Genomic DNA, 14,778 nt, shown 5'->3' with positions numbered 1-14,778 from the left:
TCCTTACACCTTATTTAACCGTTTTTTTCTTAGTGTCCTGTTCAAGCTCATCCATGACGTCACTTGTCAGGTCCCGGGTAGATTTTTTAAATTCTCTTAGTGTTTCACCAAAAGCACGGCCAATTTCCGGCAGCTTCTTTGGTCCGAATATGATTAACGCCAAAACAAGGATTAAAATTAATCCTGGTACACCGATATTTGAAAGCATTTTCACATCTCCTTTAAAGTACTTCCCTTTTGAATCTAATACGATTATAGTACTTTTCAAAGGAAATGTCACAGATATCAAAAAAATTCATATTTCAGTCACATATCTTATTAAATTATATGGACCTGCCAGTCGTCCGGGTACTTATACAAGCAGATGAAAAAGGTTGCTGTCTTTGTTTATCTCCTTGTAAGAGAATCCCTTTTTATTCATTCTCACAATTAGGTCGCTATAGTCCTCCCTATGCTTCAGCTCAATTCCTACAAGGGCCGGACCATTTTCTTTATTATTTTTTTTCGTATATTCAAAACGTGTAATATCGTCCGTTGGGCCAAGCACTTCGTCAAGGAACTCTCTTAATGCCCCTGCCCTTTGGGGGAAATTCACTATGAAATGGTAAAGCAGGCCTTCATAAAGCAGGGAGCGCTCTTTAATTTCCTGCATGCGGCCAATATCATTATTGCCTCCGCTGATCACACAAACAACATTCTTTCCTTTAATTTGATCCCTGCACATATCCAATGCAGCAATCGGCAATGCACCTGCAGGCTCTGCCACAATTGCATGCTCATTATATAATTCAAGGATTGTCGTACACACTTTCCCTTCAGGAACCATGAAAATATCATCAACAAGTTCATTGCAGATGTCATAGGTTTTTTCACCAACACATTTTACCGCCGCACCATCTACAAACTTATCAATCTCCCCGAGGGGTGCTACTGTTTGAACCCTGATTGCTTCGCTCATAGAGGGTGCTCCTTCAGGTTCAACTCCAATCATCTGCGTTTCCGGCGAGATGCTTTTTATGTAAGTGCTGAGTCCGGCCATTAATCCGCCTCCGCCAATACTTGCAATAACAAAATCGACTTGCTCTTCACAATCGTTAAGCATCTCAACCGCTACTGTTCCCTGTCCTGCTATCACCATTTCATCATCAAACGGATGAATAAATGCCCTGTCCTCCTCCGTGGCACATTTAAGAGCTTCGTGATAGGAATCATCAAAAGTGTCTCCAACTAGTATGATCTCCACTGAATCTCTCCCAAACAGCTCTACCTGGCTCACCTTCTGCCTCGGCGTGGTCGCCGGCATGAAAATCTTCCCCTGAACTCCGAGGTGTCTGCATGCATAGGCAACTCCCTGTGCATGATTCCCTGCACTTGCACAGACTACACCATTTTCAAGCTCCTCTGCAGTCAAAGATTTCACTTTATAGTAGGCGCCTCTTAATTTAAATGAGCGGACATGCTGAAGATCCTCTCTTTTCAAATAGACATTGCACTCATACTTTTCTGATAGGCGTTCATTTTTCTGTAAAGGTGTATGGGCAACAATATCCTTTAGCTGCTGGTATGCAATTAAAATATCTTCCAACTGCACCCATTTTTTTGTCATTACTTTCTGTTCCATTTTGCCACCCTCTTCTTTACAAGTTATTAATTTGTACATTATACCATGACAAATCATGATTTCAATCCGGTTTTTTTAAAATTTACATTTTTCGAATTATTTTATGGATAGAAACTGATAAAACTGACATATAATAAGCAAAAGTTAATTTATATCTCAAAGGGGTGCAGGAATGGAGTTTTCTTTATGCAGTCTGGATAGTGCTTTGCCTGTGGAGGTAACAGTGGATGAAGATAACGGCAGGTATATGATTCGGAAAAGCGACACGAGTGGAGAGTACTTCAACAGTGCTGATGAATTAATAGAGTGGGTTAAAGCTAACTTTACCGCAGAAGAGTTTTGCGATCCCAGGGAATACCACGGAATGATTCAGAAGCTCACAGATTATTTAGTGAATCCGAATTTTTAATGTATCGACTAAAAAGGCCCCTGAGAAAGGGGCCTTCTTCTTATGAAGCGATTTTTCTGTCCGAAAGACTGCTGCAGATTATGGCTCTTACTTCCTGTGCAAGAAATTTTGCATCCATATCTTTAACAAGCTTGGCATTCACAGGCTTGCACACCCTGATTTCTATTTTTGCCGGCTTTATGAGTCTCCCATTCTTTTCAAAGACATTTGCTGTCCCTTTAATGGATATTGGCACAATCGGAACCCCTGCATCCTGTGCAAGCCTGAATCCGCCTACTTTAAAAGGCCCTACCTGCCCTCCCCTGCTTCTCGTTCCTTCCGGGAAAATCAGGAGAGAGTGTCCCTGTTTTAAAAGCATAGCAGCATTCTTTAAAGAATTGATAGCACTCCTGCGATTGCTGCGGTCAATAAAGACACAGTTCATGACTTCCATCCATGATGAGATGATGGGTGCTTTCCTCACTTCAACTTTCGATATAAAACCAAACGGTTTATTAATAGATGCAAGAAGGACTGGAATATCAAAATCCCCTTCATGGTTGCAGACAATGACGACAGGCCCTTCTGGAATTAATTCCTGACCCATAATTTTCACTTGAGAGCCTGATATTTTCATTATTGTCCTGGACCACTTTTGGGGAACATTATGGATGATGCGGTCGCGTTCCTCAACTGGGAGTGCTGAATTCAGGTTTCTCATCCGGGATAGAGCAGGAAGGCTATACACTAAATATCCGCCCATATAAAGAAAAAAGATTATTAATCGAAGCATACATACCTCCAAGGATTGGGATATTTTACATTATATATTAAACAGGATCCTTTCTCACTATATGTTTACAGTTTAATTATTAAAACAGCAGCCCGCCGGCGCGAGCTGCTGTTAGGGTTATTTTCGGTGAATCTTACAGAAAGAAAGTCTTTTGAATTCAGCCCGTTGATTTACGCTGCAGGCACGCAGCGAACCCGCGGGGAGGAACGTGAGCCTCCTTGGCTTCGCCTGCGGGGTCTCACACTTCCCTCTCGTCCCGCAGGACATTGAATAAGCATCCTCGAATGAACACCGCACGAAGAAGATGCGTCAGCATTTTCTAGGATCAAGTGCCCACAGCGAAGATCAACTCAGCAAATTAAACTAAGTTATGAATAAGCAACAACCTTACGAAAATTGCTTTCTCTTATAAATAAGGAATTCAAAGTCATATGGATTTCTCTCATCCCTTGTGCCCTTCTCCCTTGAAAGGAGGTCCCATTCTGACATGTCCAATTCCGGAAAGTATGTGTCCCCTTCAAATTGGTCATAAATCATAGTCAGATATAGACGATCAGCTGAAGGAAGAACGGCTTTGAAAATCTCGGCACCGCCAATGACAAAAATTTCATCTTCCCTATCGCCGCTGTACTTCAGCAGCTCTTCAACTGTATGTACTACTGTGCATCCATCACAGGAGAAGGATTTATTCCGGGTTATTACAATATTTTCTCTCCCCGGCAAAGGTCTCCCGATTGAATCCCAGGTTTTGCGTCCCATGGCAATCGGATACCCCATTGTGGTTCTTTTAAAAAACTTTAAATCCTCAGGCAAATGCCAGGGAAGTTTATTATCCCTGCCGATCACACGATTCTCATCCATTGCCCACATTAATGAAATCATACACTAACAACTCCTTTAATATGAGGGTGCGGATCATAGTCTTCAAGCTGGAAATCTTCAAACTTAAAGCTGAAAATATCTTTCACATCAGGATTAATCTTCATTTTTGGAAGCTTTCTGGGATCACGGCCCAACTGGAGGCTTACCTGTTCAAGATGATTCTGGTATATATGTACATCACCGAAAGTATGAACAAATTCACCAGGCTCCAGATCGCAAACCTGTGCAACCATCATAGTCAGTAAAGCATAGGAAGCAATATTAAACGGCACGCCGAGAAAGACATCTGCCGATCTCTGATAAAGCTGGCAGGATAGCTTTCCATCTGCAGCGTAAAACTGGAACATGCAGTGGCAAGGCGGCAAAGCCATCTTTTCAATTTCTCCAACATTCCATGCATTTACAATCAGGCGGCGGGAATCAGGATTTGTTTTGATTTGCTCAATCAGGCTGGTGATCTGATCAACTGTATTTCCATCAGCAGCTGTCCAGGATCTCCACTGATGTCCATAAACGGGACCGAGATTCCCCTCCTCGTCTGCCCACTCATTCCATATCCGCACACCATTTTCCTGAAGGTATTTCACATTCGTATCTCCATTTAAGAACCATAATAGCTCATGGATAATGGATTTCAGGTGTAATTTCTTTGTAGTGACAAGCGGGAAGCCCTCCTGCAGATTAAAGCGCATCTGATATCCAAACGTACTTATTGTACCCGTACCTGTCCGGTCTTCTTTTTTTGTGCCATTTTCCAGAACATGCCTGCAAAGATCCAAATATTGTTTCATTTCAACCCAACCTTTTTAAAATACTCATTGCTATTGTACACAATTTCCATTCGTCACATCAGCTAAAAACGATAAAGAAACAGGTAAATCAGTTTAATTCTTTTATAAAATCATAGGTTTTCGGAGCATTCTCACTTAATAATCTCCTGGATTTTCCTCCTGAAAAATACATAGCAAAAGCCTCAGCGAAATATTCTTCAGGGAAGGAAAGAAAATAATTTTGACCCGGGAACAATTTAGCTTTTTCAGCTTTCCACACAGAAAGAAACTTCTGATTAAATCGAATGCCATTGTAAACATGGCGATCAACAGAATGGGCAAGTTCATGAAGTTCCAGATTAACGGATCCATGACCTTTCCCCCTCTCACTGAAGCCTATTTTCACAAGGACTGTTTTTGCTCCGCCAATCCCGGGAACGTCATCCCAAGTGGTATCTCCTGTATAGCCCCGGGGAATTACACCTGCGAGATGCTGGGCTGTAGGATTATCAGTAAGTTTTCCCACGAATAATTTCACCCTGATATCTTCATCCTCTATTTTGGAGAGCAGGGAGGCTGGCAGACGATCCACCCGGGAAATCATTTCTGCAGCCTCTCTCTCATCAAAAGGTTCGAGAGGCACAATAAAAATCTCACCAAGCTGGCGTGGAGATTTCAGACTGAGAAACTCTTTAAGCTGGGAGGAGTGCGGGTAATCCTTCAGTTTTATGCCGCCCATGGCAGCCTGAGAATTCCCAAGCAGCGCAAGGGAAACAATCATAATTGTAAATGTAAGTACCATTTTGCGCATGTTAAAAGCCCCTTCTGCTATTCTAAGATGTATAATTTGCGGGCAACAGAGCTCTTTGAAGTGTATAAGCTGCGGAACTGCCTGAAATGGAGAAAAAATCTTAAACCGTTCTGATAATCTATTAAAATTATAACATATGAAAGGAGGATTAGAAGGAAACAAATGATGGTAAACTTTTATGAAAATTCAAAAAGGACCCGGGTAATTTCGGGTCCCTGCCAAGCTTATTTTTATTAAGAATAAGAACGCACTACATCTGAAAGACCGGGAGAAGCCGTTCCTGTACCTACTGCTGCGAACTTCCAATCGCTTCCATGGCGATAAATCTCTCCAACTATTAAGCTGGTACTACCGCTGTAGTTGTCAGTCAGGTTGTAATGAATCAGTTCCTGATTGTTGCCGGAGTTTACTACTCTGATGAATGCATTTTGGATCATGCCGAAATGCTGCTTTCTCTTTACACTGTCATAAATGTTTACAACGAACACCATTTTGTGAATGTGTGCAGGCACTCTGCTTAAATCAATCAGCACCTGCTCGTCGTCTCCATCTCCTGCTCCTGTCAGATTGTCCCCCGTATGCTGGACACTTCCGTCGCTGCTTTTTAAATTGCCGAAGTAAATGACATCTTTATTGCTTTTAAGCTTTCCATTTTCACCAAGCATGATTACAGAAGCGTCACAGTCGATATTTGCTCCGCCGCCGCCTCCGAATAAAGATCCAAGGAGACCGCCGCCTCCGCTTTTTTGCACTGGATCCCAGCCTAATCCTACCATAATTTTAGATAATCCCGGATTTCCTTTAGTTAAGTCCACACGCTGGCCTTTTTGAAGATTTATTGCCATATCAATTCCACCTCGTCAATAATTTATATTTTATTTAAAAATGTGCAGCTGACTAACCCTGCTGCTTCATTTTTTTAAAATTGTCCTGCAGCTGTTCCAGTCTCCTGGTTCCTTCTTCACGCAGACGCTTGTTTTCTTCTTCTATTGATTTTGTCTCCTGCATACCTTTCATGATGATATTCCAGGATTCCTCAATCGTTTCAATCTTAATACTTGGACCGCCTGCCAATCTTGCAATATCAGCACTTTGGTTTGAAATATTCTGGGCATTGCGCACCAGCATTTCATTTGTCCGTCTGTCCAGCTCGCTCATAGAATCGGCAACAAGCTTTTGTCTTTTGGCTGCAACTGCCTGAATCAGACCGTTTTTAAAGATTGGAATAGTGGTTACAAATGCAGAATTAATCTTGCCGATAAGCTTGGTATTGCCTCTCTGAAGCAGCCGGATTTGCGGTGCTGTCTGAAGGGCCACCATTTTAGCCATTTCAAGATCATAAACTCTTTGCTCGAGTAAATCGACGGCATTTCTTAACGTATCAAGCTGCATGGAAGCCATCTGATCCCCCTGAGCCGCCCGCGCTTCCAGCTGTGGAAGCTGATTGGCTTTTAAATCATCTGCTTTCATTTGTCCTGCAACAGCATATTTTTCGAGCGTCAGATAGTACTGATAATTTTGCTCATACATTTGTTCAAGCATGGTTGTGGAATCGACCATTTCACTTTGGTATTTGGAAATTTCAACATACACTTTATCAATTTCCGCACCCATTGTCTGGTATTTTCCGAAAAGCTTTTCAATCATTTTTTCTCCGCGCTTGAAAAGCTTGCCAAAGATGCCTTTTGGTCCCTGCTCGAAATCCTTCTTATCAAATTTGTCCATAATTCTGCCGAGCTGCTTTAGAAGTTCACCTGAATCTTCAACCTTCGTTGTTCTCATGTTGCTCAATATCTGGTCAGAGAAACGGGAAATTTGGACAGCAGGCTCTTTGCCAAATTCAAGTATTTGAATTTGGTCCTTCTCATCAATGGACCTGGCCAGATTTTGCACCTCAGGCTCCTGCCTTAAAGCAAGCTTAATTTCTGAAACGTTATTTTCGGTTAATTTATCATCCTGCAGCTGGGTTGTTAAATTTAATTCTGTTGATTTGGTCGGATTCATTTTCAATCACCCTTTAAATTTTTTAATAATCCTTGAAAGAGAACCTTTTTTAGAAAGGATGGCTCCTTAAATTCCTGTTCAAAAACAACATCCTCAAGCCAATGAACATCATATAAATCTTCCTCAATGAAGTTTTCAATGTCGTTATGGCCAGGCGGATTATACAGTACAATATCTATCCCAAACTGATTAAGCAGCAAAAGGAGTGCGGCATCTGATCTTACCATCGTCCCGTTCAGCTCGTTGTTATAGAGGATAATTTTAGGAACTTCCTGCGAGTAATCAAATTGCTGCATTAATTTTAGAATGCTCGGCGGAACTTGCAGGCTTTGGCTAAACAGATAAACCTTCAATTCTTCTTCCGATTCACCCTGAAGCGGCTTTAATCGCGGACGTTCACACATGTTTCTAATGGCCTTTGCAATCCCATTTTGAAGTCCGCCAGGAAGCTGCTGATACCTCCAATAGTGTCCTGAAATGATTTTTTCAGGGTCAAGCTTCAATTCCCTGTCCAATGCATTGCGATAATGGAACCGAAAATCATTGTTGACGCTGTTTGTAAAAGGAAATCTCCTTATCAGCAGACTTTCGTCATATTGGCTGATCGTTTGAATTCGATCCCAGTATTCCTTGCGATTTCTGCTGACTCCCTGGATCTTTGAAAAAATGGACGGTATCATGACCCTTCCATCTTTCACCTCAAAGTTTGGGCGGATCATAGCTTTCTCTTTAATTAAAATAAAAAGTTCATCATAAGTGGTTTTCAAGGTCACAGAAGAAGGAGTATACTCCCTAAGCTGCCAGGGTTTATAAAGGCCTGAACCTTCATGGTTAAGTATGGTTTCTATTTCCCTGGATGCCCTATAGGCGACTGTAGCACTCCTTCTTCTCTTTTCCTGCGGGAAAGGTTCAGGCTTTTTCTTCTCAGGATAATGATGTACAAAAGAATCCTGGACTGCCTGACCCATCTCTGCAAAAAGGTCTTCTCCTGAAGGAGAAAAATAAAGAATATCGCACCCGATTTGCATTAAGTAGTTTAAAAAGTAATAATGACTCTTTTTCCCATTCCCGTACCAAAGGACTTTTGGCATAGCCAATTTCGGGTCAATATCTTTAAGGTCTGTGCCTAAATGATTAGCGGACCACTTAATCACATCTACAAGCACCCTTCTTATATCCTGGTTTTTTAAACCGTCTGGTTCCTTTTCAGAAAAAAGGTTCAGCATACTGATCATCGCTTCTCTTATTTTCCTGTGCAGAGAAGGTGAGGAAGATTTGAGCAGCAGCTGTTCGCCATCAAGAAAAGCAGCAAATCGGTTTATTGATAAATTCTGTTCCCGGTTAATATTCAGGACTTTTTGTATCGCCTGAAACTGCTGGTTATCAATGGTTTTATCCAGATGTTCTTCACTGAGGAGGAGAAGCCCTGCGTTCTTTGTGTGAACAAGATCAAAAAGACGATTATAATATTCATCATCATCGAGGGGAACTCCAAGAAATCTGGCAACAATTTGGCCAACATGCAGCGTTTGCTGTTCCTCTCTGTAACCTTCACGTTCATGATTGGGCTTTGTTAGCTGAGCACTCCAGTTCTCATATGTAACCTTTAAGATGTGAGTTTTAATTTGACTGTACGACAAGTTCAATTGTTATCCCTTCCCTCTATGAGCGAAAGATGCATTCTTATCATTTCATTCAAAAATTGCGTTTCAGTTCCCGGATAATGGCACGGGACAAAAAATATGTAAACTTATTACCATCATATCATAGGAATACAGCCTTTTTCTAAAATGGTTTACTTTCTTTACGAATTAACAGTAAGAAAGTTTCATCTCAGCATTATTTTTCTTTGCTGATTGACCTCAAATGGACTTTTTCACCTTTATCCCTGTCCCCGCATAAAGTGGAGTACTTTGTAAGAGGAAGGTGAGTCAGTATGAGGCTGCTTTTTCGTAGAGTGAGATATCGGGGGATTGATCATGATCTGGATATAATCAGGAATACTTTGTGTTCAAGTTCCTTTGTTTTTATAGACGTCTTTTTCTTGTCAATGATCCTTGCCATCTTCTCTTTTGCCAATTACCAGTCTATTCCCATCAGCAGCTTAATCTTTACAGGAAGCTATACTTTTTGCATCTGCTTATTTATCGTTCTAAAAAAATGGCTGAGGGACCAGCCGGATTAAACTCTTTCTCTAATACTGTTTAATATATTTTTTAAGATTTCTTGCCCTGCCGCTGTCCCTATATTAGCAGAAATAGAGTAAGGAGATGAGATGGACTTTTCAGCTGCCAATTCTCCGTGTCTGGGGACGTATGCATAGTCGCAATACTTTAAAAAGTCATGATCCAGCATGGAATCTCCTGCCCCCAAGACCATATTTATATCTTCACGTTTCTGAATGAATTTCACTGCCTCGCCCTTACAGATGGGATTTGGCATAAAGTACAGTTTTCTACCCTGATGGGATATTCTCCACCCAAGAGATTCTGCCAGGTCAGCAATTGCTTTTTTGGCTTCAGCGGTTAATTTTTCTTCAAGAATATAATAAAAGAAAAGATTTTCAGCTATTTTTATCTTTCCATTCAGTTCCAGGCTTTGTGATCTGTCCATCATTTCCTCAAGCAAAGCACACTCTGCCTTCAGCCGCTTTCGGACTATGCCGGACCACTCCTCAAGAGGTTTTCCGTGATAATGAATATTTGCACCATTTGATGTGACAGTATATGGAATGTTAAGGACATCCTGAAAAATGAAAATACGCTTATATTGTTCATAAGTTCTCGTTGTGACAGGCACAAAGAGCATTTGAGCAGATATCTCTTTCAGGAATCTTTCAGCTTCGTTTGTCATAAAGGCAATTTCCCTGCCATCTTTACGTTCAACACCTATTAATCCTTCTCCTGACTGCCCAAAATCAGCAAGTGCTTTACTTGAGTAGATCAGTGTCCTGTCCAAATCTGACGCAAACATCCTCATGATTTTTCTCCCGTCTTTTTAATTAATCCGCAGCAGGTATAACTCATATCGGGATAATGAATAATCTCAACATTCCGCTCCCGTGCCAGCATGACAATATGGCCAACATATGGACTTTCCGGATCTTTCATCAGGATTTTCCATGGAAGCCGTCTCAGAAGAACTCTGGTTGTTTCACCGACTCCCGGCTTTACAAAGTTAATAGATTCAACATTAAATTCCTCTTGTATTCTTTGGATCTCTTCCATGCCCTTAAAACTTGCTTCCCCCGGGTTTTCCATAATTCGTTTCGCAAGCTCAGCAGCTTCCTGCTTAATAGCCGGGAACTCCTCTGCAACAGCTGAGAGATATTGGTTTGAAACATCTGCTTCTTCAAGTTCACTATAATATTTGGCGCCATGGAAATCTTCCGGCCCAATTAGGGATTTATTTAATACTGTTCTGCTGACCAATCCTGAAACAGTTGAATTGAGACAGGCACTTGGAATCAGAAAATCTTCCCTCGTTCCATATAAATTTGTGCAATAACCAGGATCAGCAAGAACGGCCAAGGTATCATCGAGAAGAACACCATAAGCTTCATGGAATTGTCTGCACGCCTTTGTTAACTCAATGGAAATAGCCCCTTTTCCTGTCCATCCATCCACAAATTGAATTTCGCAGCCGGGATGTGACATTAAAATATGCTTTATTGCATTTTCGTCAATCCCCCGGTCCCTGATAATAGAAATGCTGTAATGCGGCAAACTCACACCATATACTTCAAAAAGATACCTCTTTATCAGTATCCCAACAGGTGTTCCGGCCCTCGCGAGGGAAACCAGCACAGTATCTTTGCCTTTTTGCTTCCAAATTTGCTCAGAAACCGCACCTGTAGACAGTGCTGTTTTCCGTTTATAAACATCAAGTGTTTCCCAAAACAGGGAAAGGTATTTTTCAGGCGGGTGATATTCAATAGGGAGCGTTTCACTGTAATGCTGACCGGACTGAATGTTTTTTTCTCTTTGCTCAATGGATCCTTCAAGTGAATATCCGCTTAAATCCTTCAGTAAAAAAACAACATCATCTTTACTATATGACCCAAATTTATCTGCTGTTTTATTCATTTTTTTCACCCCCGTTAAAGTAGACTATTTTTATATTTTTAATATATTTCTTTAATTGATTGATAAAAGGCATTAGGAAATCTTTTTCCGGTTCTCTTTCAAAAAATAGGAATGCTTCTTCATAATAACCCTCTGGAATGTTATAAATAAATTGTGCCATTCCAGGGTCTTCGGGATTTTGAAAGGAAATGCCGTATTTTGCTCCATAGTCTTTTTCATTTCTTACAAAAATGGGACTGCGTGTTGTTGAATGGAACTTTACGCCTTCCCCCATAAAGGAGGCAAGCTTCATGGGGATATACATAAACTCCCCGGTGCCAAGACATAACGTATTTCTTCCATCCCGTTTTCTGGATAAAGATTGGCCGATCTCAGCTAATGACACACTTAATTCAGCCTGGCGTTTTGCATCCAGCCCGAAACGGCCCGAATCTTTTAAATAAGGAATATTTCTGATTTCACCGCTTAGAGTAACCGACGGTTCATTGGTCCGGCTTAATAGTTCAGGGAATTCTTTATTTAAATGAATGCAGGATAGCTGCACGGCATGTCCTAACGGTTCCTCCGCTGACTGACCTTTATGCACTTCTGGAGTCCCTTTAACATCGATCTCCCCTTTTAGAAGAGACACATTGTTAATAATAATGCCCAGCTCTTTTTCCAAATCATTAAACAGCATCTGATCTTTTGGAGAACGCCAATCCAGGATGGAGACGACTGTATACATCTTTCTGGGAAAGCGTTCATGAATGGAGCGGATGATATTAATGGCTGTTTTTCCTGTAGTCATTTCATCATCAACAAGAATGATCTCTCTCTTATTATCCAAAAGATCTGCATCTGCATAGCATCTGTGTGAAGTAGCATGAGAATGTTCTTCTTCAAATGTTATGACTGAATTCTGATTTGCCAGCAGCTCCCTTGTTGTATGAAAGTAATCGGCACGTTTAAATGATTGAAAGAAAGCATGTCCAAGTGCCGTTGCTGTTTCGGCAAATCCAATAATGACCGGGTTATGGTCTTTATCAATAAAAGGACTGCTGTTCATGAAATCTGGACCGTTTTTAAAAGCGGATAAATGCTCTGCGGCCATTCCGGTATCCACCTTCTTCACCTTTTCCATATAACGGCTTGCGAGCAATTCTCCTGTCAGAAGTCCAATTTGCGGGTCTATCGGTATATGTTTACCGAGTACTTTGCTGACAAATAAGAAAGATCTTTTTTTATTTATTCTTGCGGCCATGACAAATAAATCTTCAGGGAGCAGCTTATATGGGTTCTCGGTTATATGAATATCAACGGTTAATGAGTCGAGTATCTGGATTGAATGTTTCGTTTTTGAGTAGGTCAATGTATGTGATCTCATCCTGCAGCACCCCGTATACTTCTGATTTTAATAATATTTTTTTAGCCCAATATAAATGAGGTTTAATTTCATTCATTTTGTTCTGGTAATCGCTTTTCATAACCCCTATTTTCCCCCCGGCCTGACCGGCGATGCTCTGTGCATCCAGGTACTCTTCAAGTGTTACAGTATTCAATGCCTGTACCGGCCTTATATGGGTTGGATGAATAATGGTTTTCCCAGTTAAGCCATTTGAAATATCCATTGCGATTTCTCTTATTAAACCATCCATATGCCGATCAATTAAGTCGGTCCTCATTTTCAGTCCATCCTGTCCAAGACGCTCCATGAATGGCGTTTGCCTGATTTGTGGTTTTAGAAGACGCTCTTTTGAGGAAAAATATTCCCAGACCGGACCTGAAATGACATACGGCTTGTCCGCACGCAGAAAAATATTAATAATATCTGAAATGCAATCTCTAATTACAGCAATATCGTAAACTGTCGTATCAGAATTTCTTCGTATTCCGTAGAGTCCGCTAAAATCCGTAGCCCCAATTCTCACATTTAAAATCAGCTCAAAATATTGGTCCAGCACTTTCTTAATGCCGATTAACTCTTCAAGCCTTGTTTCTTTTTGAATAATTTCTTTCGTCTCCAGAATTGGCATGGCATATAAACAATAACCATGAGAATTAAGCTCTTTAATTTCTGTTAAAATTTTGCATCCTTCAACAGGTGAAAACTTAGGCAGGACAAAGCCGGTCAGAAGATGCATGCCATTCGGAATTCTGCTCTTGAGTCTCATAAGCTGGTCATAGCTCCTGATTCGCACGAAGATCAAAGGGAGATCTTCTTCTTCACAAAGACCCTTCACAAGGTCAGAGCTCAAATTTTCCAATTCCGAACAAAGCAGATTCTCTGCCATTTCCACTTCATCATCACCAATTGCATCTTCAAGGCATATGACCATGGATGAAAGGCCAGCATGCTTTTTTGACAGCAGATCCTGGTGAATATTAGGTCTTGTCGCCGGCATATATAAAGTTGCCCCAAGAGCATATGATAATAGCTCCCTATCGGATCTCTTGTTAAAAAAGCCAGGCTTTTTATAAAACATTTTATTTATTTTTTCACCCGGAAGATCGGAAAATAGTCTCATTTTCGCAGCTCCATTCCTTCACTAAAATACTACTTTCTTCCTTTTTCATCCAAAAAAAATAAAAATAAAAGGGAGCGGACAAGTGTCTGTTCCCTTTATAAATCTATGAAATTACATATTTAGTTCGATCCCTGATCTGCAGCTTCTTTTTTTGCATTCCTTGCATGTACAATAAAAGTAATAGCAAACACGATAACCAATACGATAAAGAAGTAAATATGGTCAATGTGAATACCAGCAGCACTCGCAAGCATTTTAGCAGCAATAAGAAGGATCAGGATATATGAGCTGGTTTCCAGCTCCGGCACCCTGTCAATTAGCTTCAAAAATACGCCAGCTACGCCACGCATCATGATAATACCAAGCATACCGCCTATTAACAGCACCCAGATTTCCTGGCTGACTCCAAGCGCAGCCAATATACTATCGATTGAAAACGCAATATCCATCAATTCAACTGCAATGACAGTTCCCCAGAAAGTACCGAAAAGGCGGATTAATAATCCTCTTTGATTGATACCTTCTATTGCGTGTTCATCACCTTCCTCTTCTGCTTGCCGCTTATCAATAAAGTACTTAATGGCAAGCCAAGCCAAGTAGGCAGCACCTAAGACCTTGATATACCAGAATTCAATTAAAAATACACCGATTCCGATTGCAATAAATCTGAAGAAGTAAGCACCTAGAAGACCGTAAAAAAGAGCTTTCTTCCGCTGTTTTTCCGGCAGATGTTTTACCATTACAGCAAGAACAAGCGCATTATCAGCAGATAATAGGCCTTCCAGAATTACAAGTGTACCTATCAGTGCCCAGCTTTCCGGCTTTGATAAAGCTTCAACCCACATTTCCCAGTTAAAGAACTGAGAATATGTATGCATAATAGATTCTAATATTTCCATTCTAAATTATTCCTCCCG

16 protein-coding genes are annotated in these 14,778 nt (G+C 40.9%); 2 read left to right on the top strand and 14 right to left on the bottom strand.

Going from position 1 to position 14,778, the window contains the following annotated elements:
* Window positions 1-10 precede the first annotated feature (10 nt).
* Both PBF_RS17390 and ilvA read right to left on the bottom strand, forming a co-directional pair.
* On the bottom strand, window positions 11-208 hold the full coding sequence (locus PBF_RS17390) for a twin-arginine translocase TatA/TatE family subunit (RefSeq protein ID WP_035331398.1): 198 nt from the start codon (window positions 206-208) through the stop codon (window positions 11-13).
* A gap of 144 nt (window positions 209-352) precedes the next feature.
* Entirely contained in the window at window positions 353-1,621 is a 1,269-nt protein-coding gene (gene ilvA, locus PBF_RS17385) for a threonine ammonia-lyase IlvA (protein WP_035331397.1), read from the bottom strand.
* Between the two features lie 172 nt (window positions 1,622-1,793).
* Between ilvA and PBF_RS17380 the strand changes: the two genes are divergently transcribed.
* Entirely contained in the window at window positions 1,794-2,030 is a 237-nt protein-coding gene (locus PBF_RS17380) for a hypothetical protein (protein WP_035331396.1), read from the top strand.
* 40 nt (window positions 2,031-2,070) lie between these two features.
* Here PBF_RS17380 and PBF_RS17375 read toward each other — a convergent pair whose 3' ends face one another.
* The 7 genes from PBF_RS17375 to PBF_RS17345 all read right to left on the bottom strand — a co-directional run bounded on the left by PBF_RS17375 (window position 2,071) and on the right by PBF_RS17345 (window position 8,915).
* A complete protein-coding gene (locus tag PBF_RS17375) occupies window positions 2,071-2,802 on the bottom strand; it encodes a lysophospholipid acyltransferase family protein (protein ID WP_035331395.1) in 732 nt (243 codons plus the stop codon).
* A 387-nt stretch (window positions 2,803-3,189) separates the two neighbouring features.
* On the bottom strand, window positions 3,190-3,684 hold the full coding sequence (locus tag PBF_RS17370) for a dihydrofolate reductase (RefSeq protein ID WP_035331394.1): 495 nt from the start codon (window positions 3,682-3,684) through the stop codon (window positions 3,190-3,192).
* Complete coding sequence (locus PBF_RS17365; RefSeq protein ID WP_035331393.1) at window positions 3,681-4,475, bottom strand: thymidylate synthase; 795 nt, start codon at window positions 4,473-4,475, stop codon at window positions 3,681-3,683. Before PBF_RS17365 ends, PBF_RS17370 begins: the two co-directional genes overlap by 4 nt.
* 88 nt (window positions 4,476-4,563) lie before the next feature.
* Window positions 4,564-5,265, bottom strand: a complete 702-nt coding sequence (locus PBF_RS17360; RefSeq protein WP_035331392.1) for an anthrax toxin lethal factor-related metalloendopeptidase — start codon at window positions 5,263-5,265, stop codon at window positions 4,564-4,566.
* Between the two features lie 233 nt (window positions 5,266-5,498).
* Window positions 5,499-6,110, bottom strand: coding sequence for a TerD family protein (locus PBF_RS17355; protein ID WP_035331391.1), 612 nt, complete (start codon window positions 6,108-6,110; stop codon window positions 5,499-5,501).
* 52 nt (window positions 6,111-6,162) lie between these two features.
* The gene (locus PBF_RS17350; RefSeq protein WP_035331390.1) at window positions 6,163-7,269 is read right to left on the bottom strand and encodes a toxic anion resistance protein; all 1,107 of its coding nucleotides are present in this window, start codon (window positions 7,267-7,269) and stop codon (window positions 6,163-6,165) included.
* A gap of 2 nt (window positions 7,270-7,271) precedes the next feature.
* Window positions 7,272-8,915, bottom strand: a complete 1,644-nt coding sequence (locus tag PBF_RS17345; RefSeq protein ID WP_051488941.1) for a YceG family protein — start codon at window positions 8,913-8,915, stop codon at window positions 7,272-7,274.
* A 290-nt stretch (window positions 8,916-9,205) separates the two neighbouring features.
* Here PBF_RS17345 and PBF_RS17340 point away from each other — a divergent pair, with 290 nt between their 5' ends.
* Window positions 9,206-9,454, top strand: a complete 249-nt coding sequence (locus tag PBF_RS17340) for a hypothetical protein (protein WP_035331387.1) — start codon at window positions 9,206-9,208, stop codon at window positions 9,452-9,454.
* Here the strand turns inward: PBF_RS17340 and PBF_RS17335 are convergent.
* The 5 genes from PBF_RS17335 to PBF_RS17315 all read right to left on the bottom strand — a co-directional run bounded on the left by PBF_RS17335 (window position 9,451) and on the right by PBF_RS17315 (window position 14,760).
* Window positions 9,451-10,248 (bottom strand): HAD family hydrolase, encoded by a 798-nt coding sequence (locus tag PBF_RS17335; RefSeq protein WP_035331385.1) that lies wholly within the window; start codon window positions 10,246-10,248, stop codon window positions 9,451-9,453. The genes PBF_RS17340 and PBF_RS17335 overlap by 4 nt on opposite strands.
* On the bottom strand, window positions 10,245-11,354 hold the full coding sequence (locus tag PBF_RS17330; protein WP_035331383.1) for a cysteine protease StiP family protein: 1,110 nt from the start codon (window positions 11,352-11,354) through the stop codon (window positions 10,245-10,247). Before PBF_RS17330 ends, PBF_RS17335 begins: the two co-directional genes overlap by 4 nt.
* Window positions 11,347-12,720 (bottom strand): phosphoribosyltransferase family protein, encoded by a 1,374-nt coding sequence (locus PBF_RS17325; RefSeq protein ID WP_235192284.1) that lies wholly within the window; start codon window positions 12,718-12,720, stop codon window positions 11,347-11,349. The genes PBF_RS17330 and PBF_RS17325 overlap by 8 nt, the downstream gene beginning before the upstream one ends.
* Complete coding sequence (locus tag PBF_RS17320) at window positions 12,650-13,861, bottom strand: HpcH/HpaI aldolase/citrate lyase family protein (RefSeq protein WP_035331379.1); 1,212 nt, start codon at window positions 13,859-13,861, stop codon at window positions 12,650-12,652. Before PBF_RS17320 ends, PBF_RS17325 begins: the two co-directional genes overlap by 71 nt.
* 119 nt (window positions 13,862-13,980) lie before the next feature.
* A complete protein-coding gene (locus tag PBF_RS17315; protein ID WP_035331377.1) occupies window positions 13,981-14,760 on the bottom strand; it encodes a TerC family protein in 780 nt (259 codons plus the stop codon).
* Window positions 14,761-14,778: the final 18 nt, after the last annotated feature.

This window comes from Cytobacillus firmus DS1 (assembly GCF_000565285.1).
GTDB classification, from domain to species: Bacteria; Bacillota; Bacilli; order Bacillales; family Cytobacillaceae; genus Cytobacillus; species Cytobacillus firmus_A.
This window is presented reverse-complemented; position numbering and strand designations above follow the sequence as displayed.

Excerpts from the sequence above, each read along its gene's own strand:
- PBF_RS17390 (WP_035331398.1), bottom strand. The coding sequence starts at position 208 with ATGCTTTCAAATATCGGTGTACCAGGATTAATTTTAATCCTTGTTTTG.
- ilvA (WP_035331397.1), bottom strand. The coding sequence starts at position 1,621 with ATGGAACAGAAAGTAATGACAAAAAAATGGGTGCAGTTGGAAGATATT.
- PBF_RS17380 (WP_035331396.1), top strand. The coding sequence starts at position 1,794 with ATGGAGTTTTCTTTATGCAGTCTGGATAGTGCTTTGCCTGTGGAGGTA.
- PBF_RS17375 (WP_035331395.1), bottom strand. The coding sequence starts at position 2,802 with ATGCTTCGATTAATAATCTTTTTTCTTTATATGGGCGGATATTTAGTG.
- PBF_RS17370 (WP_035331394.1), bottom strand. The coding sequence starts at position 3,684 with ATGATTTCATTAATGTGGGCAATGGATGAGAATCGTGTGATCGGCAGG.
- PBF_RS17365 (WP_035331393.1), bottom strand. The coding sequence starts at position 4,475 with ATGAAACAATATTTGGATCTTTGCAGGCATGTTCTGGAAAATGGCACA.
- PBF_RS17360 (WP_035331392.1), bottom strand. The coding sequence starts at position 5,265 with ATGCGCAAAATGGTACTTACATTTACAATTATGATTGTTTCCCTTGCG.
- PBF_RS17355 (WP_035331391.1), bottom strand. The coding sequence starts at position 6,110 with ATGGCAATAAATCTTCAAAAAGGCCAGCGTGTGGACTTAACTAAAGGA.
- PBF_RS17350 (WP_035331390.1), bottom strand. The coding sequence starts at position 7,269 with ATGAATCCGACCAAATCAACAGAATTAAATTTAACAACCCAGCTGCAG.
- PBF_RS17340 (WP_035331387.1), top strand. The coding sequence starts at position 9,206 with ATGAGGCTGCTTTTTCGTAGAGTGAGATATCGGGGGATTGATCATGAT.
- PBF_RS17335 (WP_035331385.1), bottom strand. The coding sequence starts at position 10,248 with ATGAGGATGTTTGCGTCAGATTTGGACAGGACACTGATCTACTCAAGT.
- PBF_RS17330 (WP_035331383.1), bottom strand. The coding sequence starts at position 11,354 with ATGAATAAAACAGCAGATAAATTTGGGTCATATAGTAAAGATGATGTT.
- PBF_RS17325 (WP_235192284.1), bottom strand. The coding sequence starts at position 12,720 with ATGAGATCACATACATTGACCTACTCAAAAACGAAACATTCAATCCAG.
- PBF_RS17320 (WP_035331379.1), bottom strand. The coding sequence starts at position 13,861 with ATGAGACTATTTTCCGATCTTCCGGGTGAAAAAATAAATAAAATGTTT.
- PBF_RS17315 (WP_035331377.1), bottom strand. The coding sequence starts at position 14,760 with ATGGAAATATTAGAATCTATTATGCATACATATTCTCAGTTCTTTAAC.